Here is a 25960-nt window from a genome sequence, read left to right on the forward strand (position 1 = left end):
TTTCGGTGACAATCGGCTGGTTTCGCACCGAAAAGTCGACGTTCGAGGGGAAGAATCGACACCGTGGCTTCCTACGTCGCGCCCAAGGGCGACTTCAACCGCGACACCAACTACATCACCACCCGGATCCTGCGGACGCGAGGAGCAAAAGAAGCCGGAGTCGACGGTTCCGATCATTATCCCGTCGAGCCGGGGCGGTACCGTCTCGTCGTCGCCAGGGCGTGCCCATGGGCCAACCGGGCGATCATCGTCCGCAGGCTCCTCGGCCTGGAAGGCGTTCTGTCCATAGGCTTTTGCGGGCCGACGCACGATCAGCGCAGTTGGACGTTCGACCTCGACCCCGGCGGCGTCGACCCCGTGCTGCAGATCCCGCGCCTGCAGGACGCCTACTTCAAACGGTTCCCCGACTATCCGAAGGGCATCACCGTGCCCGCGATCGTCGACGTGCCGACGGGTCAGGTGGTGACCAACGACTTCGCACAGATGACGCTGGACCTCTCGACCGAGTGGACGGCCCACCACAGGGCAGGCGCGCCGCAGCTCTATCCCGAGCCGCTGCGCGCCGAGATCGACGAGGTGGCCAAGCGCGTCTACACCGAGGTCAACAACGGCGTGTACCGCTGCGGGTTCTCCGGGTCCCAGGAGGCCTACGACGCGGCCTACGATCGCCTGTTCACCGCACTGGACTGGCTCACCGAACGCCTCAGCGGGCAGCGGTATCTGGTGGGGGACACCATCACCGAGGCGGACGTCCGGTTGTTCACCACGCTGGCCCGGTTCGACCCCGTCTATCACGGCCACTTCAAGTGCAACCGGTCCAAGCTCGACGAGATGCCGGTGCTGTGGGCGTACGCCCGCGACCTGTTCCAGACGCCCGGCTTCGGCGACACCGTCGACTTCGTCCAGATCAAGCGGCACTACTACGTCGTGCACGCCGACATCAACCCGACACAGGTCGTGCCGAAGGGGCCCGACTTGTCCAACTGGTTGACCGCGCATGGCCGGGAAGCGTTGGGCGGCAGACCCTTCGGTGACGGCTCACCGCCGGGGCCAACGCTGGAGGCCGAGCGGGTACCGCCGGGGCACTCGGCCGGCTAGGGCCAGACCGTCCGCACCGACCATTCGGCGTGCGGCCACGGAAACACGTTGCCCTGCTCGTCGCGCACCAACGTCGGAAGCTGCACCGCGATGCCGGTCAACCTGCCGCGGCGCGCATCGACGGTCGGAATGGTGACCGCGAGCCTGCTGCCCGGCCGGAACTCCTCGACCACGCTGTCGCCGGAATCCTCGTAGGCGCGCAGCAGCACCCATGGCGCCCGCGAGATCGACGGCGGCACCGACAACTGCACCGGGTCGCGGGACGTGACGACGAGCTCGCCGATGGTCTCCGCGACGTCGCACTTGGTGATCTCGAAGACGTCGCAGAACCGGTACGGCCCGACCCGAACCAACTGGCCGTGGGTGTACGCGCTGATCTCCGGGTGCAGCGGAGCCGGGTCGCGGGTCAGCCGCCAGATCAGCACGCCGGTCGCCGCCGATGCCAGCACGGCGACCGTAATCAGTACCGCCAGAACCTTCTTCACTGCCGCGGCACTGCCGCTGGGTCGGGGAGACCACCCTCTTGCTCGGCGAACACCGGGCGGTTGCCGCCGAAGCCGGGGATCAGCGAGTCGCCGTTGTAGCTGACCAATGTCTGCGCAAGCCCGACGATGAGCGCGGCGCTGATCGCCGTGAAACCGACCCACAGGTCGGTGTAGATCAGCACGCCCGTCGCGCCGCCCGCGACCCAGCCCAACTGCAATAGCGACTCCGACCGGCCGAACGCCGACGCACGCGATTCCTCCGGTAGGTCGTCCTGAAGCGACGCGTCCAGTGATGCCTTGGCGATCGCGCTGGACCCGGACGCGACGAGGGTGGCGAACGCGGCCATGAACAGGTTGCCGGTGATCGCGGTGGCCAGAGCGACGGCGGTGACCGCGGTCGTGGCTCGCACCACCAACTTCGCGGGATGTCCGAGTGAGAGCCGGGCGCTGGTGAAGTTGCCTGCGAAGTTGCCGATGGCTGCGGCGGCGCCGATCAGGCCGAGGATGCGCAGCTGCTCCCAGCCGCTCGCATCGTGCGACTTCGCCACGAACGCCGGATACAGGAACAGGAAACCTGTCATGACCTTGATGGTGCAGTTGCCCCACAAAGAGGTGATGATGTTGCGCCCCAACGGTTGTCGTGCCGCCTTCTCGGGCTTCCTGCGGAGTTGCTCGGTGGGGGCGTGATACGTCAGCGTGGTCGGCACCTCACCCTCGGTGACCTCGACCCATTTCGGAATGCGCATCGACAACACCGCGCCGCAGACCGAGACGGCGACGACCACGTACAGCGCGCCGGGCATGTGGAACATGTTGAACAGATACTCCACCCCAGCGGCGATGGCGCCGCCGAGCATGGTCCCGCCGAGCAAGCCGAACACCGTCAGCCGTGAATTGACTCGGACCAGGTCGATCGTCGGCGGCAGCACGCGCGGTGTCATGGCGCTGCGCAGCACGCTGAATGACTTGGACAACACCATCATTCCGAGGGCGCAAGGGTAGAGCACCCACGACGGGAAGCTGCCCGTCGCGGTGTCGTAGTTGGCGATCAGCACCACCGCCAGCGCGGTGCGCGCCACGAATGACATGGCAAGCGCCACCCGGCGACCGTGCTGAAACCGGTCCAGCGCCGGGCCGATCAGCGGGGCGATCACGGCGAACGGTGCGATGGTGATCAAGAGGTACAACGCGACCTTGCTCTTGCTCTCGCCGGATGCGGCGGCGAAGAAGAGTGTGTTGGCCAGCGCGACGGCCATCGCGGCGTCGACGGCGAAGTTGGCCATCACCGGCCAGGTGAGTGCGGTCAGCCCGGACTTGTCGGCACCGTCGGCGGTGGCCGCGCGGTGGAACAGGCCGTACATCTTCGAGCCCATTTCGCGGCTGCGCTGCGCCGCGGCCCTTGTCACCGTGACCCGTTGGCCGGCTGCCTGCCCGGCGCCATGCGGCGGAGCATCGGCGCGCGGGATCCGACCCTCAGTGGACTGCGTCCCGTCCAGCGGAGGCAGCCACCGGTTGGCGCTCGGGCCCTGCTGGTTGCGCGGCGCACCTCGCCGGTAACCGGCGTCGCCGCTGGGGTAGTTGGCCATGCCAGGGTGCTCTGCGCTGTCGGCGGGCGGCCGCGGCGGGTAGTAGCGGGGATCCCTCGGGTCACCGGCGCTGCCGGGGTCACGACGCGATCCGCTCACGCCTCCGATTCTTCCCCATCGCCACCACAGCCGCCCGTAGGGCGACCGGTGTGGCCTTGCTCCTTGGTTATCAGGCAGTATTGACCCCGATGGACAGCATGATCGAAGCCGCCGAGCACGACGCCGCGGTCCCCCCGACGGATCAACGGGCGGATCTCGCGACGGTGCTGACGGGTGCCGTTGACCTGGCTCGCACGGCGATCACCGAGTTCAACGGGCCCGACGCCGTCGGCGAGTACCTCGGCGCCAGCTTCGACGATCCGACCGCCGCAACCCATCGCTTCCTGGCCAGCATGCCCGGTTATCAGGGCTGGCAGTGGGCGGTGGTGGTGGCGGCCTACCCCGGCGCAGACCGTGCCACGATCAGTGAAGTGGTCCTGGTGCCTGGACCGACGGCGCTGCTGGCGCCGCAGTGGGTGCCGTGGGAGAACCGCCTCCAGCCGGGCGATCTGAGCCCCGGCGATTTGCTGTCCCCACCCACCAACGACCCACGGCTGGTACCCGGCTACGTGTCGTCGGGTGATCCGGACCTCGACGAACTCGCAGGCGAGCTCGGTTTGGGCCGCCGCCAGGTGCTCAGCGCGTGGGGCCGCATCGAAGCCGCGCAGCGCTGGCAGGACGGCGATTTCGGGCCGGATTCGACGATGGCGCGCTCGACGCGCCGGGTCTGCAGGGACTGCGGCTTCTATCTGCCACTGACCGGATCGCTGGGAACGTCCTTCGGGGTGTGCGCCAACGAGATGTCGGCCGACGGCCGTGTGGTGGCCGACGAGTACGGCTGCGGCGCGCACTCGGAGACCCCGGCGCCACCGGGAATCGGATCGCCTGCGTTCGATCCGTTCGACGACGGCGTCATCGAGGTCACCGAGGTGGTTCCGGTGGCACCCGTCGAGGACGCAGCCGAACCGGCAGATCCCGCTGAGCCCGTGGACGTCGTGGAAGCGGCTGAAATCGTCGAACCCGCGGAGTCTGCGGAGGTCGTGGAGCCGACCGAGTCTGCGGAAGTGGCAGAGCCTCCGGAACCGACTGAACCTGCGGAACCGACCGAACCGGCGAACTAACCGCTCTCGGCGGCGGCCTTGATGCGCGCCAGCGAATCGTTCATCCCGTCGACCAGTTCGCGCTCGAAGCTGGGCACCCCACCGAACAACGCGCCGACCATGAAGTTCGACGTCGGCTTCACCCCGTTCTCGGCGTGCCGGCTCTCGACGACACGGGTGCCCGTGGCGGTGGGCTCCAGTTCATAGCTCCAGATCGTGTTGTTCTCGGTCACCCGGAAGGCCAGCTTCTGCTCGGGGATCAGCTCGGTGACCTGGGCCCTGGTGGGCCAGTACATGAACTTGCGCCGGTTGATGTTGATCGTCTTGGTGCCCTGCCGCAGCGGGCCGCGCGCCTTCATCAGTCGGCACTGAGGACTCCAGCGCGGCATGAGGCGGAAGTCGGAGATCAGCGCCCACACCGTCGCGGGCGGTGCATCGATGTCGATCTGGGCCTGCAACAACGGTTCCGCCATTGCCCCTCCTTCGATCAGCTGAGTCCGGACTGCGCACCACGGGATCCACGTCGTACCGCGCGCCGCTGCCACAGAAAGATCGACGTGCCAAGCACTCCCACGCCCAGCCCGGCGACGGTCACCGGTCGCCAGGCGTGCAGGTCGGGCACCGTGAAGGCCAGCACGACGGCGATCAGCCAGCCCGCGGCGATCGCGACGATGACCGGCCACGGCTGCAACAGCGCAGCGGGCAACGCGGGCGGTGCCTGCGCATCAGCGCCGGGCTCGGGTGTCGTCTCGGCCATCGCGGACAAACCTAGTCGATTGGGCCCGACTGGGGTACGCGCCCGAAATGGTCGTCTGCACCGGATCTGCTAACGGTGTCGGTACTCTTTGGCACGTGACCGACGCCGACGCGCGACTGGCCAGCGACTTATCGCTCGCGGTCCTGCGCTTGGCACGGCAACTGCGCTTCCGTCGGCCCGACTCGCCGGTGTCACTGTCGCAATTGTCGGCGCTGGCCACGCTCGGCAAGGAGGGCCCGATGACCCCGGGCGCACTCGCCTTCCGCGAACGCGTACGGCCGCCGTCGATGACCCGGGTGATCGCGTCGCTGTGCGAAATCGGCTTCGTCGACAGGGGCCCGCACCCCGACGACGGCCGCCAGGTACTGGTGTCGGTGTCGGAGAAGGGCGCCGAGCTCCTCGAAGTGGAGCGCCGCGCCAGCCGGGAATGGCTGCAACAGCGGCTGGCCGCACTCGAGCCCGAACAGCGCAAGACGCTGCTCGTCGCGGCAGAACTGATGCTGGCCATCGTCGACGAAAGCACGTGAGCGCCCAACTCGTAGTGGTCGACGACCCCGCCGATCCGCGGCTCGACGACTTCCGAGATCTCAACAGCATCGATAGACGGCCCGACCTGCCCACCGGCAAGGGCCTGGTGATCGCCGAGGGTGTCCTGGTGGTGCAGCGCATGCTGGCATCGCGGTTCGTCGCCCGCGCGTTCCTCGGCACCGAACGCCGACTCGGCGAGCTGACCGCCGATCTGCATCGCACCGACGCCCCGTTCTACATCGCGAGCGCCGAGGTGATGGCCGACGTCGTCGGCTTCCACCTCAACCGGGGAGTGTTGGCCGCGGCGCCGCGGCCGCCGGAGCTATCGGTCGCCGAGGTACTCGAGCATGCCCGCACGGTCGCAGTGCTCGAGGGCGTGAACGACCACGAGAACCTTGGCTCAATCTTCCGCAACGCCGCCGGCCTCAGCGTCGATGCGGTGGTGTTCGGCAGTGGTTGCGCCGATCCGTTGTACCGGCGTGCCGTCCGGGTCTCGATGGGGCACGCGCTTCTGGTGCCCTATGCCTGGGCGCCGCACTGGCCACGTGATCTGGAACTGTTGCAGGACAAGGACTTCCGGTTGCTGGCCATGACGCCCAATCCTGCTGCGAACTCGTTGGCCGAGGCCATGCCCGCGCTGGCCGATCAGCGGGTGGCCATCCTCGTCGGTGCCGAGGGGCCTGGACTGACCGAGCGGGCGATGCGGGCGTGCGACGTCAGGGTGCGCATTCCGATGTCGCGGGACACCGACTCGCTGAACGTCGCGACGGCCGCCGCCCTGACGTTCTACGAACGTTCCAGGACCGGCCACTAGGCTGTCCGCGTGACCGACGACGCGACTCCGTGGGGGACCGGGCTGACGGTGGCCGCCTTCGTCGCGGCGGTGACCGCGGCAGCGATCATCGTGCTGAGCCTTGGCCTCACCCGCGTGCATCCGCTGCTGGCGGTCGGGCTCAACCTGGTGGCCGTCGGTGGGCTGGCCCCAACGGTATGGGGCTGGCGCTCGCGCCCCGTGTGGCGGTGGTTCGTGCTTGGCAGCGGGGTCGGTGTGGCAGTGGGATGGCTGACGCTGCTCGGGATGGCGCTTGGCGCGTAACGTCTTTCGTCGCCGTCAGGTCAGCTGCGCCGACGTGTAGGACGCGTTGAAGAACCCGGTCATGGCGTCGTCGGAAGGGAAGGCGAGGCCATTGGCGACGAACTCGTCCTCGGCGGTCACCGTCGAGGTGTGCCAGCCGCGCTGATGGAGATATTCGACGACGCTGTTGCGCTCGCCCATATAGCTCAGCTCCGACGGGTCGGCGATGTCCAGCCCCTTGGCTCGCTGGCTGGCGCCGAATGCGCGGATCCGGTCGTTGGTCAGCGCCTCCATGTCCGGCAACCAGTCGGTGGCGATACGGCTGCCCGGCGCGGACAGTCGGGTGATTTCGTCGAACAGCCGGTCCTGCGCCTCCGGCGGCAGATAGCCCAGAAGCCCCTCGGCGATCCACGCCGTTGGCACCTTGGTATCGAACCCGGCCAGCAGCAGTTGCCGTGTCCAGTTCCTGCGCAGGTCGATGCCGACGGAGTGCAGAGTGGCCGTCGGGGTGACGCCGAGCTCGGCCAAGGTGCGTTCCTTGAAATCGATCACCTCTGGCTGGTCCACCTCGAACACCGTCGTTCCCAACGGCCATTGCAGGCGGTACGCCCGGGCGTCGAGACCGGAGGCCAGGATGACCGCCTGCCGCAGGCCGGCGTCGGTCGCCGAGGTGAAGAAGTCGTCGAAGTACTTGGTGCGGACGGCCATGCCGTCGGCCAGGTGCCGCGTGTCGAGGACCGGGTTGTCTTCGTCGGCCTCGATCTGACCAAGAGCCATCTTGATGAAGAAGTCGACACCGACGGCGCGGACCAGGGGTTCGGCGAACGGGTCCTCGATCAGTGGGTTGGGGCCCAGTGAGGCGGGCGAGCGAGCGGCCGCAACGCCGGTCGCGGTCGCACCGACACCGGAGGCCAGATCCCACGTGTCGCCGTCGGTACGAGGCATGAATTCACGTCCTTAGCTGCGGAATCACCGAGATTAGTTAGTCGGCTTAATCAATGATGCCACAGCATGCGGCCATGCGCAGACGGCCGTCTTTCGGTGAAGGAGTCAGGCGCCGGTCACGGCTGGGTGCCGGAGCGCACGCCAAGCAGGACGTCCTCCCAGCCGGGCACTTCGGGCTTGCGCTTGCGGGCGCGCGCAGGCTTCGGCGCAGCAGGCTCGGGTTCCGGTGTGACGGGCTCGGGTGTGAAGAGCTCTGGCGCGACGACCGGGATCGGTTCGGTGAAGTCGAGCGTGGGCACCGGCGCCACCGAACGCAGCGGCGGGCGGGAGAAGTGCGGATCGATGAGCTCGGCGGCGGCATCGTCGAACGGCGTCACGGTGCCACCGTGCGCGCCGGGGGTGAAGCGGAAGTGCGCGGCGTTGTCGGATCTGCCTGCCTTCCAGGTCAGCTGCACGGTCCAGCGGCCGTCCTCGTTGCGCCAGGCATCCCAAGAGGTGCCTTCGGGATCGAGGCCACGGGACACCAGGGCGGTCGTGATCGTCTCCAGCAGCGTCATGACGGTGGGCCCGTCGGCCAATACCGGGTGGGAGGCGGTGGCCAGCTCCGCCGCGCGAGAGCGTTCCAGCAACACGGGGTGGGCGAATCGCTCGACTCGACTCATGCTTTCGCCGGAGGCCGAAGCGATCTGCTCGACGGATGCACCCGCGCGAATTCTGGCTTGAATGTCCTTGGGACGCAGCACGCTTGGAATCTCAGCCTCGATCTTGGGTGGAGTGAAACTGGCGTTCTCGCCGTTCAGTGCAGCGTGCAATCGGTCGTCTGGGGTCAGCACGAACTTGTCTGAAGAGTCGGCTGTTTCGCAGATGATGCGTTTGCCGTCGATGTCTAGTCCGACGACCTTGAGTTCTCGCATGCCGACCTCCTCCTGGCCGCCGGACGAAGCGCGGCTCAACGGGTGACCCTACTGCGTTATCGGGCCGTTACCGCTTCTGACACGCGGTTATGAGCGCTTGCGCGAAGAACAGACGGCGCGAGCAGGTCAGAGGCGCTCGACGACCCAGTCCACGCAGGCGGTGAGGGCACTGACGTCGTCAGGGTCGACGGCGGGGAACATCGCCACCCGCAGCTGGTTGCGGCCGAGTTTGCGGTACGGCTCGGTGTCGACGATGCCGTTGGCCCGCATTGTCGCGGCGACGGTGCCAGCATCTACCGCATCGGCGAAGTCGATCGTGCCGACCACCTGTGACCGCAGCGCAGGATCGGAGACGAACGGCGTCGTGTACGACCCAGCCTCTGCCCAGGAGTACAACCGCTGCGAGGAATCGGCGGTCCGCTTGACGGCCCAGTCCAGCCCGCCGTTGCCCAGCAACCAGTCGAGCTGCTCGGCCAGCAGCACCAGGGTGCCGATGGCCGGGGTGTTGTAGGTCTGGTTCTTCAGGCTGTTGTCGACCGCGATCGGCAGCGAAAGGAAGTCGGGGACCCAGCGGCCGGACGCGGCGATCGCCTCGACGCGCGCCAGAGCCGCTGGGCTGGCGATCGCCAGCCACAGCCCGCCGTCCGAGGCGAAGTTCTTCTGCGGCGCGAAGTAGTAGACGTCGGTGTCGGCGATGTCGACGGGCAGACCGCCTGCGGCCGACGTGGCGTCGATGACGACGAGCGCATCACCGGCTGGACGCTGAATCGGGACCGCGACGCCGGTCGAGGTCTCGTTGTGGGCCCAGGCGACGACGTCGACCGACGGATCGGACTGTGGCTCCGGCGCGCTGCCGGGATCGGCCTTCACGATGATCGGATCGCCGACGAACGGGTTGGCGGCGACAGCCGAGGCGAACTTGGCGCTGAACTCGCCGAACGTGAGGTGCAGCGAGCGCTTGTCGATGAGCCCGAACGCCGCGGCGTCCCAGAACGCGGTCGAGCCGCCGTTGCCGAGAATGACCTCGTAGCCGTCGGGCAGCGAGAACAGCTGACGGACGCCGTCGCGGACCCGGCCGACGAGGTTCTTCACCGGTGCTTGCCGGTGCGACGTACCGAACAGGTGGCCCGAGGCGACGAGTGCCTGCAGCTGCTCGGGTCGGACCTTCGACGGCCCGGAGCCGAAGCGGCCATCCTTGGGCTTGAGGTCGGCGGGAATCGTTAAGTCGGCCATGGTCCCAGCCTAATGGCGCGATCAGGTGGTCAGGATGCGGGCACCGTCGCGCGTGATCGCGACGGTGTGCTCGCTGTGCGCTGCCCTGGCGCCGGTCGCCGTGCGCAGCGTCCAGCCATCCGAGTCGTGCCGGTATCCGTCGGTGCCGTCGGCGATCAGCATCGGCTCGATGGCGATCACCAGACCGGGGCGCAGTTTCATGCCCTTGCCGCGGCGACCTTCGTTGGGCACGTGGGGATCTTCGTGCATGGTGCGTCCGATGCCGTGGCCGCCGTGATCGGCGAGCATGCCGTAGCCGGCACCGCGGGCCACCTTCTCGATGGCGTACCCGATGTCACCGAGCGTGTTGCCCGACCGGACCGCGGCGATCCCGGCCGCCAGCGCCGCGTCGGTGGCGGCGATCAGCGCGGCGTCCTGCGTGCGGGGTGTCCCGACGATGAAGCTGCGGGCCGCATCGCCGCACCACCCTCGCAGGGTGGCGCCGAAGTCCACTGACACCAGGTCGCCGTCGGCCAGCACCTCGGCGTTGGGGACGCCGTGCACGATGGCGTCGTTGACGCTGGTGCACAGCACTGCGGGGAACGGCGACGGCGCCCAGTCCGGGTGGTAGTTGAGGAAGGGCGAGGTGGCGCCGTGTCGGGCGAGCACGTCAGCAGCGACCTTGTCGAGGTCGGCGGTGGTGCGTCCCGGTTGCGCGTGGCCGATGACGGCCCGCAGAGCTTCGGCCACGACGGCGCCTGCGGCGGCCATCGCCTCGATCTCGGATTCGGTCTTCAGCTGGACCATCACATGTGACTCACATCACATGTGACTGGCATTACCTGGCTGGACCACATCTCAGGAACCCCCTGTTCAATTCCTGGGACCTCCGGTACCGTGTTGTACATCAAGCAGGTCAATGTAAACCTCAGGAGAGGGTTCGAATGGCTCGCACGAAGATGATCACGCGTTGGCGTCGGAACATGGATGTGACCGACGACGCCGGATACGTCGACATGCTCACCACACTGTCTGAGGGGTCGGTGCGGCGCAACTTCAACCCGTACACCGACATCGACTGGAACTCCCCGGAGTTCGAGGTCACCGACAACGATCCGCGCTGGGTCCTCCCGGGCACCGACCCGCTCGGCCGCCATCCCTGGTACCAGTCGCAGCCGCTCGAGCAGCAGATCAAGATCGGCATGTGGCGCCAGGCCAACGTGGCCAAGGTCGGCCTGCACTTCGAATCGATCCTCATCCGGGGCTTGATGGAGTACGCCTTCTGGGCGCCCAACGGCTCGCCGGAGTACCGGTACTGCCTGCACGAGGCCGTCGAAGAGTGCAACCACACCATGATGTTCCAGGAGATGGTGAACCGCATCGGTGTCGACGTGCCTGGCATGCCGCGGCTGCTGAAGTGGATTCAGCCGCTCATCCCGCTGGTCGCCGGTCCGCTGCCGATCCCGTTCTGGTTCGGCATCCTCGCGGGCGAGGAGCCCATCGACCACACCCAGAAGAACGTGTTGCGCGAAGGCAAGACGCTGCACCCGATCATGGAGCGGGTGATGGCCATCCACGTCGCGGAGGAGGCCAGGCACATCTCGTTCGCGCACGAGTACCTGCGCAAGCGGCTTCCGCACCTGCCGTGGCGCAAGCGGTTCCTGCTGTCGGTGTACGTCCCGCTGACCATGCGGATCCTGTGCTCGGCCATCATCGTTCCGCCGCGTTCGTTCTGGAAGACGTTCGACATCCCGCGCTCGGTGCGCAAGGACGTGTTCTTCCGCTCGCCGGAGTCGCGGCAGATGCTGCGCGACATGTTCGGTGACGTCCGGATGCTGTGCCACGACACCGGTCTGATCAACCCGGCCGCCAAGCTCGTCTGGCGGATCTGCAAGATCGACGGCAGGCCAAGCCGGTTCCGCAGTGAGCCGCAACGCCAGCACGTCGTCGCGGCGTAACCGGATCAACGCCGGAGACCTTCGTGCCCCATGTGATCACCCAGTCGTGCTGTAGCGACGGGTCCTGTGTCTACGCCTGCCCGGTGAACTGCATTCATCCGTCACCGGACGAGCCGGGCTTCGCCACGGCCGAGATGCTCTACATCGATCCGGCATCGTGCGTGGACTGCGGCGCGTGTGTGTCGGCGTGCCCGGTCGGGGCCATCTCGACCGCCTCGAAGCTGGTGGAATCGCCGTTCATCGAGCTCAACGCGGCGTTCTATCCGACGCGGCGGGCCGACGAGAAGGTTCCGCCGACCTCGAAGCTGGCACCCGTGATCGAAGCGCCGAATATCAGGCCGCGCTCCGGTGGCCCGCTCACCGTGGCCATCGTCGGGTCGGGGCCAGCCGCCATGTACGCCGCAGACGAGCTGCTCACGCAGAAGGGCGTGCGGGTCAACGTCTTCGAGAAGTTGCCAACCCCCTACGGACTGGTCCGCGCCGGCGTCGCGCCCGACCATCAGAGCACCAAGCGGGTGACCCGGCTGTTCGACGGAATGTCGCGGCTGCCCGGGTTCTCGTTCTACCTCAACCTCGAGATCGGTCGGGACGTCAGCCACGCCGAACTGCTGGCCCACCATCACGCGGTTCTCTACGCAGTCGGTGCACCCAACGACCGCCGGCTCGACGTCGAGGGCATCGACTTGGCACGCAGCGGCACGGCCACCGAGATGGTGGCCTGGATCAACGGCCATCCCGAGTTCGCCGATCTGCCCGTCGATCTCAGTCACGAACGCGTGGTCGTCATCGGCAACGGCAACGTCGCCCTCGACGTGGCGCGCGTGCTGACCACCGACCCGGACGACCTCGCGCGCACCGACATCGCCGACCACGCCCTTGCCGTGCTGCGCGGATCGCACGTGCGGGAGGTCGTCATCGCGGCGCGGCGTGGCCCGGCGGAGTCGGCGTTCACGCTGCCGGAGTTGATCGGGCTGACCGCGAAGTGCGACGTGGTGCTCGACGCGGCCGACCACGAACTCGTTCAACGCGACCTCGCGGAAGTGTCGGACTCCTTGACCCGCAACAAACTCGAGATCCTCGCGAAGCTCGGCGACGCCTCCGCGCCGATCGACGGCCCCCGGATCCGGCTGGCCTACCGCATGACCCCGCAGCGCGTCCTCGGCACGGATCGAGTGGTGGGCGTGGCGTTCACCGCCACCGGTAGCGACGAGATCCGCACCGTCGAGGCCGGGCTGGTGCTCACCTCGATTGGCTACCGCGGCAAGCCCATTCGCGACCTGCCGTTCGACGACGACGCCTGCGTGGTGCCCAACACCGGCGGTCGCGTGGTCGACCCCACCTCGAATACACCGGTGCGCGGTGCCTACGTCGCAGGCTGGATCAAGCGCGGACCCACCGGGTTCATCGGCACCAACAAGTCGTGCGCCGCCGAGACCGTGCACGAACTGGTAGCCGACTACAACGACGGTCGGCTCCACGACCCCGTTGCGCGGCCGGCAGCGCTGGACCGGCTCGTCCGCGAGCGCAGGCCCGAGGTGGTCGACAGCGCCGGGTGGAAGGCGATCGACGCGGCGGAGATCTCCCGCGGGGGAGGCGACCGACCCCGCAACAAGTTCACCTCGGTCGAGGACATGCTCGCCGCCGCGGCGACCGCGCCAACGCCGTCAATGGGGCGCCGGCTGCTCGCCGGCTTGCGCCGCTAGACACTCGTCGCTAGTCCCTCAACGTCTCGGCGCGCACGCAGACGGCTTCCAGTCGTCGTGTGATGACGGTCCCGGCCGGCAGTCGTCTCGCGAGTTCCAGGTTCTCGTCGGTGACGTCGCATGCCCACGCGGTCGGCCAGCCACCATCGGCGAGGCTGGTTTGGAAAGCCAGGATCATGTCGTCAGGCGTCATCTCCGACTCCACGACGATGGCGGTGGTGGTGGCCCGGTGTGACGCCGCCCCTGCGAAACCCCTGCCGCATCCGCACCCGCCATCGGGGTCCTCGCGGCCCCTTCGGCAGGGCTCCTGAATCCACACCAATTCGCCCTCGATGCAGTAGTGGTAGTCGTTCGCCTCCATGCCCTGGGTCAGTCCGGTGGCGACGAGGATCTTCATGGCTAATGCTCCTTCGGCGTGGTGGATCAGAACGGTGGTTTGTCGCCGCCGGGTGTCCGCGGCGGTGGGGGAGGCGGCACCCAGTCGGCGCTGATGTTGACGTCCTCGAGCGGTTCGTTGACCCAGGTGCACCACGGGCTGGTGCTGGGATGGCCGCCCTTGAGGACCAGAAGTGTCTTGCGCATGTTGTTGCGCCACATGCGCAGATCGACTTCTAGGTACCGGCCGCGATTGATGCGCCGGGTCTCGGCGTTGGGCGCGCGCAACGCATTGAGCTTGCGGCGTGCGAGTGCGGTGCGGGCCGTTTTCTCGCGGCGGCGGCTGTGTCTTCGTGGCTCGGGTTCGGCGCATGGGCCGCCGGGCTTGGGGCGTGGGCCGCGCATCTGGGGAAAGAGTTCGGCGCCGGCGGGGGTGTTGCGATAGACCCGTCCCGTCGGCGACGTCAACACGACAGTCCCGTCGGGAAACTGCTCATCACGCCACCCGCCCGGACCATCGTGAAACGTCTTGATCCGGTGGTGATGCCGGCAGTAGCACTTGTTGTTGCTCGGCACGGTCAACCCGCCAGCGCTGGGTCTGACGTGGTTGAAGGGGATGGTGTGATCGATGTCGGCGAACCATGCCGAGCGGTCGCACCCGGGAAAGCAACACAACAGATCGCGACACCGGATCCAGCGCTCGAGTGCCGCACCGGGTTGATACCGCAACGCTGCGGCGTCGGTCACCGCGGGTTCGGAAAGCATTCGCAGCGTGGCAGATTCGGCGAGTTGGCGGACTTGGTCGGCGTCGATCACCCCGTAGCCCTCGAGATGGCCGGGCTGATCACTGGACCCGTCGACGGTTTCTTGGCTGGCGATCACGTTGATGACGAACCGTGGCAGCGCCGTCGACTCGCCGATGACGCGTGCGGGGCAGTCGGCTCGATTGCAGTTGCAGGCCAGTGTGCCGCCTTCGCTGAGTGCGACCAGTGCGTCGGCGCGTCGCTGGGCGATGGTGCGCGTGTCATGGGTGCACACCGAGGTCGCCATTTCCGAGAGTCGCTTGTCGACGATGGCGGCGGCGGGCGCAGACAATGCACCGTCGAGTCGCGCCATGCCGTTGGGTTGCGCGGTGACGTTCACGCGGCGCTCGTTGTCGGCGGTGACGCGGCGTTCCTTGGCGGCTTCGGGATCGATGTCCTGGACCGCCGCGTCCAGTGCGTTGATGATGCGGCGCCGTGACCAGCACTGCCAGTTGATGATTCGTTCGGCCATCGACCGATCCAGCTGCGGCATCAATGCATCGTCGACCAGGTCGGTACGGGTGATGATCAGCGCCACGGTCGACCAATCGGTCCGGCCTGTTGCGAGCAACTTGCGGACCTCGGGCAGTCGGGTGTCCAGAGCCTCGGCCTGGCCGACCATCTTGTTGGCGGCCATCATGGACTTGTTCATCGCGGCCGACACCTCGGCGCACGTCCGGGTGAACCCGGTGATCAACGCATACCCGGGGTCGTCAGACGATGTGCCCTCGGCTTCGCCGGTGCGATGCCACAACAGCGCGGCGATGGCTGTCATCCGTCGCGAGATGAGGACGGACTCCTCACGCTGGCAGTCCTCGATCTCTCCGACCAGAATGTCAGGCCACGCCGTCTCGAACATACGTTCGATTATGCCACTGCCCTACGACGCGGGTCGAAGTTATCCACAGGCCGACTTTCCTGAATTCAGGGCGGTGGTTCTGGTGTCGGCGTATGCAAGTCAGATGAATGCTGCTGCTGCGTACGTGGGGCGAGTCGGATCGTTGGCCGTCGCGCTTGGCGTCGGCGCCGTGCTTCTGACCGGCCCGAGGGTGGCGTGGGCCGACACCCCTGGAGCCGATTCACCGTCATCGCCCTCGTCGTCTTCATCCTCGTCGTCGGAGTCGGCCAGCAGCCAGCAGGCGGAGGGCTCGACAGAATCCCCGGACGCATCGACTCCGCCGGCCGACCCCACATCGGGCCCAACGTCCACACCGGCTACGTCCAGTCCATCGACGTCCGGTCCATCGACGTTCACCCCGTCGACCTCAACGGGGTCGACGATCACCTCGGCTCCGCCCGGCGTGGTGGTGGGCACCGGTGGCGCCCACACCAGGGATGCGGAGGAGGCAGCGAAGTCCGAACTCGTCGAGGAGACGGTTAAGCAGCCCGAGCCGACGGCCAGCGTCCCCGAACCCGCCACCCCCAAGCCCACCGCGAAGTCCGACACCGTCGACCCGGCTCGTCCCGTCGACACGCCCACTAGCAAGGTCGACGCCGCCGCGGTGAAGGTCGACACGTCGTCGGAGGGCGCCGACGAGTCGGAGCCGTTGCACGTGACTTCGCTTGCGGCACAGACAATGTCATCACCCGCTCAACTGCTGAGCGCCGCAGCGACCGAACCCGTCGTCCCATCCCTGCGACCGTGGCCGACCGCGTTCGACCCGCTCACGGTGGTGACCTACGTGTCGGGATTGGTGACGGGTTTCGTCAACGCGCTGTTGAGCCCGTTCGCCTCAGGCCTTCCTGCGCTACCGACCGATCCGTCGCCGTGGGCGCTGCTGGCCTGGGTGCGTCGCGAACTCTTCAACGAGTCGCCAACCGTCACCCCGGTGATCAACCCACAAACGAACGGGCTGATCACCGGCAACATCGGCGCCGTCGACCCGGACGGCGACCCGCTCACCTACACCGTCATCGGAAGGCCACAGAACGGCGGAACGCTCGAGATCGATCAGGACGGCAACTTCACCTACCGCCCCATGAACGCGATGGCCGCGGTCGGCGGAGTCGATCAGTTCACGGTCGTGGTCAGCGACGAGGCCGCAGGCTTCCACGTGCACGGCCCGCTCGGGTTGCTCAAGTTGGTGCCGATCCTTGGCAACTTCATCAATCCCGGCGGCGGCGATGCGGTGGCGCAGACGATCACGGTCAACGTCGATCCGGTGGCCGGCGTCGACCTGTCGTTCCCCGCCAGCTTCCACTGGGGTGTGGCGACTGCGGGATTCCAGGCCGAGGGCGGCCCCGGCTCACCGGTGGATCCCAACTCCGACTGGTACAAGTGGGTGCACGACCCGATCAACCAGCTCCTGGGACTCACCCACGGGGTTCCAGAAAACGGGCCAGGCACCTACGTCTCGTATGACGGCGACGCACAACTAGCTCACGACGAACTCGGCATGAATACGTTCCGGATGGGCATCGAGTGGAGCCGCATCTTCCCGAGTTCCACTGCATCCATTGACATCTCGGATGAAGGCGGCGGTGTCAGCCTCGCCGATCTACAGGCCATGGACCTGCTGGCCAACCAGGCCGAGGTCCAGCATTACCGCGACGTGTTCGACTCCCTGATCGACCATCACCTGGAACCGCTGATCACGGTCAACCACTTCACCCTGCCGTCGTGGGTGAACGACCCGACCACGACGCGGCTGCTGGCCCAGCTCGGGTTGCCTGCACCGACGGCCGGGTGGCTGTCGCCGTCGACCCCTGCCGAATTCGAGAAGTACGCCGCATATGTCGCGTGGAAGTACGGCGATCAGGTGGACAACTGGACGGTGCTCAACGAGCCGGTGCCGCCGGTGCTGACCCAGTACCTGTCCATACCGGGTGTCGTCCCGAGCTGGCCGCCCGGTGTGATCAGGCCGGACCTCGCCTCGACCTTCCTGGTAAACGAGGCCAAGGGTTACGTGGGCGCGTACGACGCGATCCACGCTTGGGACACCACCGCCGCCACCCCGGGGCAGCAGGCGGCCTTCGTCGGGTTCGCCAACAACATGATCCCGGCACGCCCGGCCAATCCGGTGAATCCGCTCGACGTGCAGGCGGCCAACGCCTGGAACGACTTCTACAACAACTGGTTCCCGAGGGCAGTGATCGACGGCTGGGTGGACGCCAACCTGGACGGCATCAAGACATCCGACGAGATACACGCCGACTTCATGGACAAGGCGGACTTCATCGGGGTGCAGTACTACGGCTCGCAGCCGATGCAGGGCTTCGGCCTCCCGCTCATCCCGGGAATCCCATGGCTGCAAGGCATTCCGGGCCGGTGCGCGGCCGAGTCGCCGACGTGCAGCGACTTCAACCAGCCCACCGACCCGGGTGGTTTCCGCGAGGTCCTCGAGACCGCCGCGTCCTACGGCAAGCCGGTCTGGATCACCGAGAACGGCATCGCCGACGCCAACGACTCCAAACGGCCGTCCTACATCGTCAACCACATCGCCGTCGTGCAGGACCTGGTGGCGCACGGGATGGACATCCGCGGCTACACCTATTGGTCGCTGGTCGACAACCTCGAGTGGGCCAACGGCTACGGCCTGCAGTTCGGCCTGTACGGGTCCGATCCGACGACACCCGATCTGGAACGCACCCCGAAGCCAGCAAGCATCTCGGCGATCAGCCAGATCGCCACGAACAACGCGTTGCCCACCAGCCTGTTGGCGCTCTACCTACCTGGCGTCGTCTAGGGCGTGGTTCACGGGTGGTCACTTATCCGGCAATTCGCGAATGTCCCGGGATCGCAATAGAGGCCAACCGGAGGAGGCGGCCTCGGTGGGGGATTGTCTCCGTCCCAGATCATGTTGGAGACGTTGCCCATCCCCGACCAGAGGAAGTAGTAGGTGTGGCAGACATTCCAGTCCCAGTTGAGAGGGTCTGTTATGTGATTACCGGTTGCCGGAAGAGGTAGTTGCCCAGGGCACCAGTGTTGTGGCGGGCCCCAACCGTTGTCGTCCGCGACGAATGGAGCACCGGGCTGGGCCTGGGCGGTACCTTCGCCCACGGCCAAACCCAGGCCGCCGGCCACCAATGCAGTGCCTGCCAACCCCATGATGAGTCGCCGTGTCCAGGGAACACGCGAAAATGGCGACACTCGATTCATGGCTGGCTCCTGTCGTTGCTGGTGGGCCGCGGTCGGCCTTGAAGCAAGTAGACAACGGCCAAGCGGCTACCGATCCCAAACAATGTCGCCGAGAGGGGGCTACTGCTGCTGTTTCATCGCCTCTGCGAGCTCCTCCATGCTGACCTCGCGCATCGGCTGACCGAGCGACCATTGGTGGCCGAACGGGTCGCGCAGCAGGCCGTAGCGGTCACCCCAGAACTGATCTTCCAGCGGTGCGACCACGGTGGCGCCTGCGTCGATGGCCTGCTGGAACTTGGCGTCGACGTCGGTGACGGTGAGGTGGATGGTCACCGGGGTGCCGCCGAGCGCGGTGGGCGTGGTCGACTTGCCGTCGTTCATCTCGGGGAAGTCGTCGTTGAGCATGACCGTCGCGCCGTTGATCTTCAGGGCCGCATGGATGAGCCTGCCGTCGGGACCGGGGACGCGGCCGATTTCGGTGGCATTGAACGCCTTCACGTAGAAGTCGATGGCGGCTGCGGCATCGTCGACGACGAGGTGCGGGGATAGGGCGGGCTGAACTTCGATTGCCATGGAGATTCTCCTCGGGGTGAGCGATCCGGGCGGGACACGTGTACTGACTGCCCGGCGGGCAGATTCTCATCGTCGCCGATTCGGCGGAACTCGGGTAGCCGACTACTCGAGGTCGCGGTGTCGTCCGCCGCAATGCTGGACCCATGCTCAACACAGGCCAGAACGTCGACCTCGCGACGCTGCCCCTCCCGCCGCGGAACCCGTTGCCACTGCGGCAGTCGCTGAAGGTGGTGCGCCGGTTCCACACCGGCATCGAGGAGCTTCGCGACGCGGGTGGACCCGTCACCCGCATCAAGCTGGGGCCGTCGTGGCTCGTGCCGGAGTTGGTGGTCATCACCTCGCCGCAGGGCGCGCACGACGTGCTCGGCACTTCAGACGCCATCGTCGAGCGCACCAACATGCACGGCGAATTGCGCAAGAGCATCGGCGCCAGCCTCTTCGTGATGAAACACGATGAATGGCTACCCAGGCGCCGGTTGCTCCAGCCGTTGTTCACCAAGAAGCACGTGCGCGGCTACGGCAACGACATGGCACAGGCGGCCGAGGCGATCGCCACGAGTTGGGAATCCGACCGCGACATCGACCTCGACGTCCAGTGTCGCAGGCTGACCATGCGGGCGTTGGGGCGTTCGGTCCTGGGGCTCGACCTCGACGAGCAGGCCGACCGGCTCTCAGAACCGCTTCGGATCGTGGTCGAGTACATCGCCGATCGCGGCACGTCTCCGTTGCACCTGCCGCGCTGGGTGCCCACCCGAAAGAACCGCCGCGCTCGTGCAGCGAGTGCGGACCTGCGCCGCCTCGCCGCTGACGTGTTGAAGTCGTGTCGTGAGGATCCGGACCGCGATGCGCCGCTGGTCCGTGCGCTCATGGGCGCCGCCGATCCCGCGACCGGTCGCCAGTTGACCGACGACGAGATCCGAGACGAACTGATCGTCTTCATCAGTGCCGGCCACGACACCACGGCGACGACCATGGCGTACGCACTGTGGCAACTCGGCAGGCATCCCGAGCTTCAAGACCGGCTTCGGGCGGAGGTCGACGCCATCGGAGACCGGCAACTGACCCCGGACGACGTACCGAGTCTCGGCTACACCGTTCAGGTGCTCCACGAGGCGCTTCGGCTCTGTCCGCCTGGCGCAGCGAACGCGCGACTGCTGACCAAGGACATCGAGGTGGACGGTTACCGGGCGAAGGCAGGCTCGATGGTGACCGTCGGCGTGTACGCCATTCAGCGCGACCCCCGGCTCTGGGAACGGGCGACGGAGTTCGACCCCGACCGGTTCCGCCCCGAGCTCGCAAAGAGCATCGACCGCTGGCAATACCTGCCCTTCGGGGCAGGCCCGCGGACCTGCGTCGGCGACCACTTCGCGATGCTCGAACTCGCGCTTGCCCTGGCGACCATCGTCCGCACGGTCGAAATCCGCTCCACGCAAGCGGAATTCGCCATGGCGACGCCGTTCACGACGGTGGCGGATGGACCGGTCCCGGCGCGGGTGACCCGCAGACCCGCCTACACGACGGAGAACGCCGTTGGCAACGCGGTGCGGCCCGTGAGCGCAGAGAGCACGGTCTCACCCTGACCCAGCGCCACCCCGACGCGCGTGGCCAGCACCGCGACCTCCACCAGGGCCTCCTCGGGCACCGCGAAGTCCACGCCCGTGGCCCTGGCGATGTCGAGCCCATGCACGGCCATCTCGAACGTGCGGGTGGGAAGGTACGAGCTCAACCGGATGCCGACACCACCGATGACGACGATCAGCGGATCGTCCACCGCCTCGAGGTCGTCGAGCGCCTTCGCGACCAGGTGATCGACGGTCGCCGCCGGATCGCTGCCCAGCTCGCGGCCCGCCTGGCGACCACGTTCGGTCACTGCCTCGGCGCCCGCGTTGGACGCGAAATCCCTTGCATACACGTAATACTCGACCGGACCGGCGAGATCTTCGCGTTCGGCGGTAGTGTGCAGGTAGGTGCTGACCGTGATCAGGGACCGCGTCGTGTGCCCGACGAGCGAGCGCAGGTCCCAGTCACCCAGCCCTGGACCGTCCCACTTCGACGCCGGGATGTCGTGCACCAGCCTCGCGAATGCCGTTGCCGCGGAGGCGAATGTCGCCGCGATCACGACGCCGAAGGCAACGAGATCTCGTCCCAGCCCTCCACGGACTCCGGGCTGCGCGGGGCCGGGCCGACGTAGATGGCCGACGGGCGGACCAGCTTGCCGAGCCGCTTCTGCTCGAGGATGTGCGCGCACCAGCCGGCGGTCCTGCCGCAGGTGAACATCGCGGGCATCATCTTGGGCGGCACCTTGGCGAAGTCGAGGATCACGGCAGCCCAGAACTCGACGTTGGTCTCGATGGCGCGGTCGGGCCGTCGTTCCCGCAGTTCGGCCAGCGCGGCCTGTTCCAACGCGGCGGCCACCTCGAAGCGCGGCGCCTCCAGTCGCTTGGCGGTGGCGCGCAGTACCCGGGCGCGCGGGTCCTCGGCGCGGTACACCCGGTGGCCGAAACCCATCAACTTGTCCTTGCGGTCGAGGACGCCCTTGACCACGGCGCGGGCATCGCCGCTGCGCTCGACCTCGTCGACCATCGGAAGGACCCGCGCAGGCGCTCCGCCGTGCAGGGGCCCGCTCATCGCGCCGACTGCCCCGGACAGCGCGGCGGCCACGTCCGCCCCGGTGGAGGCGATCACGCGCGCGGTGAACGTCGATGCATTCATGCCGTGCTCGGCCGCGGTCACCCAGTAGGCGTCGATGGCCTCGACGTGCTTGGGGTCGGGATCGCCCTGCCATCGGGTCATGAATCGCTCTGTCACGGTTGTGCATTCGTCGATGTTGCGCTGCGGCACGGCGGGCTGGTGGATGCCGCGGGCGGATTGCGCGACGTACGACAGCGCCATCACCGACGCCCGCGCCAGCTGATCGCGGGCGGTGGTCTCGTCGATGTCGAGGATCGGGAGGTAGCCCCAGATCGGGGCGAGCATGGCAAGGCCCGCCTGCACGTCGACCCGGACGTCGCCGCTGTGGATGGGCAGTGGGAAGGGCTCTGCGGGCGGCAACCCGTGGCCGAATCGGCCGTCGACCAGAAGGGCCCACACGTCGCCGAACGTGACGTGGCTGGCGACCAGGTCCTCGATGTCGACGCCGCGGTACCGAAGCGCCCCACCGTCCTTGTCGGGTTCCGCGATCTCGGTGGTGAAGGCCACGACGCCTTCGAGTCCCTCGACGAAGCCGTCGGGCACAGCAGTCATGGGCCAGATTCTCGCACCAAGGCCCGCTGCCGTCACTACCGGTGGGTAAGAAATGGGGAGCCCGCGGGCGTAGCGTCGAGCACGTGAATTCGGAGGGCAGGAGCGAAGCGACCCGGGAAGATTCTTCGGAGGGCAGGAGCGAAGAGCTGGCGCGGATGCGAGTGGAGTACGGCTCGGTGGAGAAGGACGGCAGCCCCGACCTCGATGCCGACTGGATCGGCCAGGATCCCGATGGATGGGTTGTCTTGCTGCGCAAGTGGTTGGCCGATGCCCAGGCCGCGGACGTCAGCGAGGCGAACGCGATGGTGATCGGCACCGTCGACGCAGCGGGAAGGCCGGTCACCCGCACGGTGTTGTGCAAGAGCGTGGACGAAACCGGCATCACGTTCTTCACGAACTATGACTCCGAGAAGGGCGAGCAACTCGCTACGACGCCGTACGCCTCGGCGACCTTCCCGTGGTTTGCCCTCGGCCGCCAGGTACACGTCCGCGGCCCGGTGACCAAGGTGTCTCAGGAGAACACGGCCGACTACTGGTCGAAGCGCCCGCGCGGCTCGCAGCTCGGGGCGTGGGCGTCGCACCAGTCCCAGCCGATCGCGTCGCGCGCCGCGCTGCTGGGGCAGCTGGCCGACGTCACGGAAAGGTTCGCCGACCTCGACGCCGTCCCAGTGCCCCCGAATTGGGGTGGTTACCTCATCGCACCGGAGGTCGTCGAGTTCTGGCAGGGCCGGGAGAATCGGGTGCACAACAGAATTCGCGTGACGGGCGCTGGCGTCGAGCGGTTGCAACCCTAGGTGGCGCGGCTCTTCGCCGACACGACACCGTTACGGACACTCGACTTCCGCCGGCTGTGGCTTGCCGGAATCGTCACCGTCATCGGCGGCAACCTCACGATCTTCGCGGTGCCGGTACAGCTCTATGCGCTGACGCAGAACTCGGCGTATGTCGGGCTTGCCGGTGTCTTCGCCCTCGTCCCCCTCGTCGTGTTCGGGTTGTGGGGCGGTGCATGGGCCGACGCGATGGACCGCAGGCTGCTTCTGATCATCACCTCTTGTGGGCTGGCGGTGGCGTCGGTGCTGCTGTGGTTGCAGTCGGCGCTGGAGCTGAACAACGTCTGGGTCGTGCTGTGCCTGCTGTCGTTCCAGCAGGCGTTTTACGCGGTCAACTCGCCGACCCGGTCGGCTGCGATCCCGCGGATGATTCCCGGCGACCAATTGCCAGCAGCCAACTCGCTGAACATGACGGTGTTTCAATTCGGCGCGATCGTCGGGCCGTTGCTCGCCGGGGTGATGTTGCGCTGGGTGGACCTGTCCACGCTGTACGTGATCGACGCCATCACGTGTGTGCTGCCGATCTGGGCGACGTTCCGGCTGACGCCGATGCCCCTCACGTCCCAGCAGAAGACCGGCCAGTGGGGGTTCGCCGCGGTACTCGACGGCTTCCGGTATCTGGCTGGCAACCGGGTGGTGTTGATGTCGTTCGTGGTCGACCTGATCGCGATGATCCTCGGCATGCCGCGGGCGCTCTTCCCCCAGATGGCTCACCAGAGCTTCGGCGGCCCGATCGAGGGCGGCACGACCATGGCCTTGCTTGCCGCCTCGATGGCGGTGGGTGCGGTGGCGGGCGGAGTGTTCTCCGGGTGGTTGCCGCGGATCCGGCGTCAAGGTCTCGCGGTGGTGGTCGCGGTCGGCGTGTGGGGTGTGGCGATAGCCGGTTTCGGGGTTGCCAGCTGGCTCGCCCATGGGTCCGCGCACACCTGGCTTTGGATTGCCTTGGCGTTTCTAGCTATCGGCGGGGCGGCGGACATGGTGTCGTCCGCATTCCGGCAGTCCATCCTTCAACAGGCGGCGTCCGACGAACTGCGCGGGCGGTTGCAAGGAGTCTTCACCGTCGTCGTCGCAGGCGGGCCACGGCTGGCTGATGCACTACACGGGGCCGCCGCGGCTGCGGTGGGGACGGCGGTGGCCGCGACGGGCGGCGGTGTGCTGGTCGTGATCGGCGTCGTCGTCGCCGCACTGGTGGTCCCTGCGTTCGTGCGCTATCGCGTAACCGGTCTAGCGACTTAAGCTTTTCATAGATAGGGGAGTTAATATTCCGCGCGTGGCTGAATTCCCGGAGGACTCGGTCCCCGGCTTGCGCGAGCGAAAGAAACTACGGACTCGCGCGATTCTGATCGATGCGGCGATGGAGCTCTGTCTGCGCAACGGTTACGAGAGCACGACGGTCGAACAGATCGCGGCGGCGGCCGATGTGTCGCCGCGCACGTTCAGTCGGTACTTCGCGACGAAGGACGCTGCGTTCATGACCCTCGTCGAGGACTACTCCCACGAGGTGTCGATCGAACTCGAGACGGTGCCAGCGGATGTCGGTCCCCTCGAGGCGTTGCGGCAGGCGCACGTGGCGGTTCTGATGCGGGTGGCGAGCCGGCAGGTCGGCAGGCTGACCACGGAGCGGATCATCCTCATGTTGCGCGTCATCAACGCCTCCGACACGCTCCGGAGGTCCGCCTTCGAATACCGGCACGAGGTGACCGAGGTGATCCTGGCCAAGCGGATGGGCGTCGACGTCGACGACCGCCGCAGGCGTTTGGTCGCATCCATCTTCGCGTCGACGGTCGTGACCGCCTGTGGTGATCTCATCACCGATACCGACACGTTCCGGTTGGGCCCGATGGTCATGGTGGATCGCATCAACGAGGCGTTCGGCCAGCTGGCGCTCATCACATCGGATCTGCCGGCACCGACGGTCGACTACGAGTCGGTGTATGGCTGAAACCTCGGTGTCCGGACTACGGGAACGCAAGAAGCTGCGGACGCGCGCGACCCTGATAGAGGCGGCGGCCGAGCTTTGCCTTCGGCAGGGGTTCGACAACACCACGGTCGAGCAGATCGCCGCCGCCGCCGACGTCGCGCCACGGACGTTCAGCCGGTACTTCCCGACCAAGGACTCCGTCATCGCCGCCATCGCCGACGAACTCGACGCCCACATCGCCGGGGCGCTCGAGCATCAGCCCACCGACATCACCGAATACGAGGCGCTGTTGCGCGCGCATCTCGAGGTGTTCGGTCCAGCGCTGGACCACCAGACGCAGGCCTTCAAGGGGATGGCGGTGCTGATCCAGATCGTCAACGCGTCCTCGTCGTTGAACGCCTCGGCGTTCGCGTTCCAACGGGCCTCGGCCAATGCCTCCGTGGCCGTGCTCAGCAGACGGATGGGCCAGCCGCCCGACCATCCGGCGGTGCGCATGGTGACCGACGTCTGGACGTTGCTGTTCGCCGCGTCGTTCGCCGGCCTAGGTCAGCCCGGCAACGAACCGATCGAGTCGAGAATCGTCTGCGACCGGATGTGCGCGAGCTTCGAGCTGTTCCGCAGGTCCTGGTCACCATGGGGACAACCCGAGCGAGAACCCGACTCCAGCCCCCCGCAAGCGCGCTAAGTACGAAGCGACTACTTTCTCTAGTGACGGACAGCTCTGTTGCAGTCGACAA

At 67.3% G+C, this 25960-nt stretch carries 27 protein-coding genes; 13 read left to right on the forward strand and 14 right to left on the reverse strand.

Annotated elements, in window-relative coordinates; all coding sequences use genetic code 11:
- Positions 1–63 precede the first annotated feature (63 nt).
- Positions 64–1098 (forward strand): glutathione S-transferase family protein, encoded by a 1035-nt coding sequence (locus tag HNP02_RS11355; RefSeq protein WP_184438216.1) that lies wholly within the window; start codon positions 64–66, stop codon positions 1096–1098.
- Here HNP02_RS11355 and HNP02_RS11360 read toward each other — a convergent pair.
- Positions 1095–1583 (reverse strand): DUF2771 domain-containing protein, encoded by a 489-nt coding sequence (locus tag HNP02_RS11360; RefSeq protein ID WP_184438220.1) that lies wholly within the window; start codon positions 1581–1583, stop codon positions 1095–1097. The genes HNP02_RS11355 and HNP02_RS11360 overlap by 4 nt on opposite strands.
- Positions 1580–3268 (reverse strand): MFS transporter, encoded by a 1689-nt coding sequence (locus HNP02_RS11365; protein WP_375373658.1) that lies wholly within the window; start codon positions 3266–3268, stop codon positions 1580–1582. The genes HNP02_RS11360 and HNP02_RS11365 overlap by 4 nt, the downstream gene beginning before the upstream one ends.
- A gap of 98 nt (positions 3269–3366) precedes the next feature.
- Between HNP02_RS11365 and HNP02_RS11370 the strand changes: the two genes are divergently transcribed.
- Entirely contained in the window at positions 3367–4329 is a 963-nt protein-coding gene (locus HNP02_RS11370; protein WP_255506462.1) for a DUF3027 domain-containing protein, read from the forward strand.
- Here the strand turns inward: HNP02_RS11370 and HNP02_RS11375 are convergent.
- Complete coding sequence (locus HNP02_RS11375) at positions 4326–4781, reverse strand: SRPBCC family protein (protein WP_184438226.1); 456 nt, start codon at positions 4779–4781, stop codon at positions 4326–4328. The two genes, HNP02_RS11370 and HNP02_RS11375, sit on opposite strands and share 4 nt — an antisense overlap.
- 14 nt (positions 4782–4795) lie before the next feature.
- A complete protein-coding gene (locus HNP02_RS11380) occupies positions 4796–5065 on the reverse strand; it encodes a DUF2530 domain-containing protein (RefSeq protein WP_184438228.1) in 270 nt (89 codons plus the stop codon).
- A gap of 95 nt (positions 5066–5160) precedes the next feature.
- Here HNP02_RS11380 and HNP02_RS11385 point away from each other — a divergent pair, with 95 nt between their 5' ends.
- The 3 genes from HNP02_RS11385 to HNP02_RS11395 are packed head-to-tail and all read left to right on the forward strand — an operon-like array spanning position 5161 to position 6689.
- On the forward strand, positions 5161–5592 hold the full coding sequence (locus HNP02_RS11385) for a MarR family winged helix-turn-helix transcriptional regulator (protein ID WP_184438231.1): 432 nt from the start codon (positions 5161–5163) through the stop codon (positions 5590–5592).
- Complete coding sequence (locus tag HNP02_RS11390; protein WP_309241512.1) at positions 5589–6407, forward strand: RNA methyltransferase; 819 nt, start codon at positions 5589–5591, stop codon at positions 6405–6407. The genes HNP02_RS11385 and HNP02_RS11390 overlap by 4 nt, the downstream gene beginning before the upstream one ends.
- Before the next feature lie 9 nt (positions 6408–6416).
- Entirely contained in the window at positions 6417–6689 is a 273-nt protein-coding gene (locus tag HNP02_RS11395) for a DUF2537 domain-containing protein (RefSeq protein WP_184438237.1), read from the forward strand.
- A 15-nt stretch (positions 6690–6704) separates the two neighbouring features.
- Here the strand turns inward: HNP02_RS11395 and HNP02_RS11400 are convergent, their stop codons facing one another.
- The 4 genes from HNP02_RS11400 to map form a co-directional block, all read right to left on the reverse strand.
- The gene (locus HNP02_RS11400; RefSeq protein WP_184438240.1) at positions 6705–7613 is read right to left on the reverse strand and encodes an SAM-dependent methyltransferase; all 909 of its coding nucleotides are present in this window, start codon (positions 7611–7613) and stop codon (positions 6705–6707) included.
- A 116-nt stretch (positions 7614–7729) separates the two neighbouring features.
- Positions 7730–8527, reverse strand: a complete 798-nt coding sequence (gene sepH, locus HNP02_RS11405; RefSeq protein ID WP_184438924.1) for a septation protein SepH — start codon at positions 8525–8527, stop codon at positions 7730–7732.
- A 126-nt stretch (positions 8528–8653) separates the two neighbouring features.
- Positions 8654–9760: a phosphoserine transaminase gene (gene serC / locus HNP02_RS11410; RefSeq protein WP_184438255.1), complete on the reverse strand. Its 1107-nt coding sequence runs from the start codon at positions 9758–9760 to the stop codon at positions 8654–8656.
- Between the two features lie 21 nt (positions 9761–9781).
- On the reverse strand, positions 9782–10546 hold the full coding sequence (map, locus tag HNP02_RS11415) for a type I methionyl aminopeptidase (protein WP_184438257.1): 765 nt from the start codon (positions 10544–10546) through the stop codon (positions 9782–9784).
- 137 nt (positions 10547–10683) lie between these two features.
- On the opposite strand from map, the gene HNP02_RS11420 reads away from it, so the two are divergent.
- Together HNP02_RS11420 and HNP02_RS11425 are read left to right on the forward strand one after the other, a co-directional pair.
- A complete protein-coding gene (locus tag HNP02_RS11420) occupies positions 10684–11697 on the forward strand; it encodes a diiron oxygenase (RefSeq protein WP_184438260.1) in 1014 nt (337 codons plus the stop codon).
- A gap of 23 nt (positions 11698–11720) precedes the next feature.
- Positions 11721–13400: an FAD-dependent oxidoreductase gene (locus HNP02_RS11425; protein ID WP_184438262.1), complete on the forward strand. Its 1680-nt coding sequence runs from the start codon at positions 11721–11723 to the stop codon at positions 13398–13400.
- Between the two features lie 10 nt (positions 13401–13410).
- Here HNP02_RS11425 and HNP02_RS11430 read toward each other — a convergent pair whose 3' ends face one another.
- The 3 genes from HNP02_RS11430 to HNP02_RS43670 all read right to left on the reverse strand — a co-directional run bounded on the left by HNP02_RS11430 (position 13411) and on the right by HNP02_RS43670 (position 15893).
- Positions 13411–13797, reverse strand: coding sequence for a hypothetical protein (locus HNP02_RS11430; protein WP_184438265.1), 387 nt, complete (start codon positions 13795–13797; stop codon positions 13411–13413).
- A gap of 26 nt (positions 13798–13823) precedes the next feature.
- Complete coding sequence (locus HNP02_RS11435; protein WP_184438267.1) at positions 13824–15437, reverse strand: HNH endonuclease signature motif containing protein; 1614 nt, start codon at positions 15435–15437, stop codon at positions 13824–13826.
- Positions 15438–15536: 99 nt separating this feature from the next.
- The gene (locus HNP02_RS43670) at positions 15537–15893 is read right to left on the reverse strand and encodes a hypothetical protein (RefSeq protein ID WP_309241513.1); all 357 of its coding nucleotides are present in this window, start codon (positions 15891–15893) and stop codon (positions 15537–15539) included.
- Between HNP02_RS43670 and HNP02_RS11440 the strand changes: the two genes are divergently transcribed.
- The gene (locus HNP02_RS11440) at positions 15886–18264 is read left to right on the forward strand and encodes a family 1 glycosylhydrolase (protein WP_309241514.1); all 2379 of its coding nucleotides are present in this window, start codon (positions 15886–15888) and stop codon (positions 18262–18264) included. The two genes, HNP02_RS43670 and HNP02_RS11440, sit on opposite strands and share 8 nt — an antisense overlap.
- Positions 18265–18776: 512 nt before the next feature.
- Here HNP02_RS11440 and HNP02_RS11445 read toward each other — a convergent pair.
- Positions 18777–19229 (reverse strand): VOC family protein, encoded by a 453-nt coding sequence (locus HNP02_RS11445; protein WP_184438271.1) that lies wholly within the window; start codon positions 19227–19229, stop codon positions 18777–18779.
- A gap of 143 nt (positions 19230–19372) precedes the next feature.
- Here HNP02_RS11445 and HNP02_RS11450 point away from each other — a divergent pair, with 143 nt between their 5' ends.
- Positions 19373–20809: a cytochrome P450 gene (locus HNP02_RS11450; protein ID WP_184438281.1), complete on the forward strand. Its 1437-nt coding sequence runs from the start codon at positions 19373–19375 to the stop codon at positions 20807–20809.
- Here the strand turns inward: HNP02_RS11450 and HNP02_RS11455 are convergent.
- Together HNP02_RS11455 and HNP02_RS11460 are read right to left on the reverse strand one after the other, a co-directional pair.
- A complete protein-coding gene (locus tag HNP02_RS11455) occupies positions 20740–21348 on the reverse strand; it encodes a maleylpyruvate isomerase family mycothiol-dependent enzyme (protein WP_184438283.1) in 609 nt (202 codons plus the stop codon). The two genes, HNP02_RS11450 and HNP02_RS11455, sit on opposite strands and share 70 nt — an antisense overlap.
- A complete protein-coding gene (locus tag HNP02_RS11460) occupies positions 21345–22472 on the reverse strand; it encodes a citrate synthase 2 (protein WP_184438285.1) in 1128 nt (375 codons plus the stop codon). The genes HNP02_RS11455 and HNP02_RS11460 overlap by 4 nt, the downstream gene beginning before the upstream one ends.
- A gap of 83 nt (positions 22473–22555) precedes the next feature.
- Between HNP02_RS11460 and pdxH the strand changes: the two genes are divergently transcribed.
- From pdxH to HNP02_RS11480, 4 genes are read left to right on the forward strand one after another with little or no spacing between them, the layout of a single operon-like run.
- A complete protein-coding gene (gene pdxH, locus HNP02_RS11465; protein ID WP_309241515.1) occupies positions 22556–23266 on the forward strand; it encodes a pyridoxamine 5'-phosphate oxidase in 711 nt (236 codons plus the stop codon).
- A complete protein-coding gene (locus HNP02_RS11470; RefSeq protein WP_184438287.1) occupies positions 23267–24538 on the forward strand; it encodes an MFS transporter in 1272 nt (423 codons plus the stop codon).
- A 34-nt stretch (positions 24539–24572) separates the two neighbouring features.
- Entirely contained in the window at positions 24573–25244 is a 672-nt protein-coding gene (locus HNP02_RS11475; RefSeq protein ID WP_184438289.1) for a TetR family transcriptional regulator, read from the forward strand.
- A complete protein-coding gene (locus HNP02_RS11480; RefSeq protein WP_184438291.1) occupies positions 25237–25908 on the forward strand; it encodes a TetR/AcrR family transcriptional regulator in 672 nt (223 codons plus the stop codon). The genes HNP02_RS11475 and HNP02_RS11480 overlap by 8 nt, the downstream gene beginning before the upstream one ends.
- Positions 25909–25960 lie beyond the last annotated feature (52 nt).

This window comes from Mycobacterium sp. AZCC_0083, assembly GCF_014202335.1.
Lineage (GTDB): Bacteria > Actinomycetota > Actinomycetes > Mycobacteriales > Mycobacteriaceae > Mycobacterium.

Bases quoted from the DNA above. Each gene is read 5' to 3' on its own strand.
- HNP02_RS11380 (WP_184438228.1), bottom strand. From the start codon at position 5,065: ATGGCCGAGACGACACCCGAGCCCGGCGCTGATGCGCAGGCACCGCCC.
- map (WP_184438257.1), bottom strand. From the start codon at position 10,546: ATGGTCCAGCTGAAGACCGAATCCGAGATCGAGGCGATGGCCGCCGCA.
- HNP02_RS11375 (WP_184438226.1), bottom strand. From the start codon at position 4,781: ATGGCGGAACCGTTGTTGCAGGCCCAGATCGACATCGATGCACCGCCC.
- HNP02_RS11430 (WP_184438265.1), bottom strand. From the start codon at position 13,797: ATGAAGATCCTCGTCGCCACCGGACTGACCCAGGGCATGGAGGCGAAC.
- serC (WP_184438255.1), bottom strand. From the start codon at position 9,760: ATGGCCGACTTAACGATTCCCGCCGACCTCAAGCCCAAGGATGGCCGC.
- HNP02_RS11450 (WP_184438281.1), top strand. From the start codon at position 19,373: ATGCTCAACACAGGCCAGAACGTCGACCTCGCGACGCTGCCCCTCCCG.
- HNP02_RS11420 (WP_184438260.1), top strand. From the start codon at position 10,684: ATGGCTCGCACGAAGATGATCACGCGTTGGCGTCGGAACATGGATGTG.
- HNP02_RS11370 (WP_255506462.1), top strand. From the start codon at position 3,367: ATGATCGAAGCCGCCGAGCACGACGCCGCGGTCCCCCCGACGGATCAA.
- HNP02_RS11460 (WP_184438285.1), bottom strand. From the start codon at position 22,472: ATGACTGCTGTGCCCGACGGCTTCGTCGAGGGACTCGAAGGCGTCGTG.
- HNP02_RS11480 (WP_184438291.1), top strand. From the start codon at position 25,237: ATGGCTGAAACCTCGGTGTCCGGACTACGGGAACGCAAGAAGCTGCGG.
- HNP02_RS11400 (WP_184438240.1), bottom strand. From the start codon at position 7,613: ATGCCTCGTACCGACGGCGACACGTGGGATCTGGCCTCCGGTGTCGGT.
- HNP02_RS11445 (WP_184438271.1), bottom strand. From the start codon at position 19,229: ATGGCAATCGAAGTTCAGCCCGCCCTATCCCCGCACCTCGTCGTCGAC.
- HNP02_RS11435 (WP_184438267.1), bottom strand. From the start codon at position 15,437: ATGTTCGAGACGGCGTGGCCTGACATTCTGGTCGGAGAGATCGAGGAC.
- sepH (WP_184438924.1), bottom strand. From the start codon at position 8,527: ATGCGAGAACTCAAGGTCGTCGGACTAGACATCGACGGCAAACGCATC.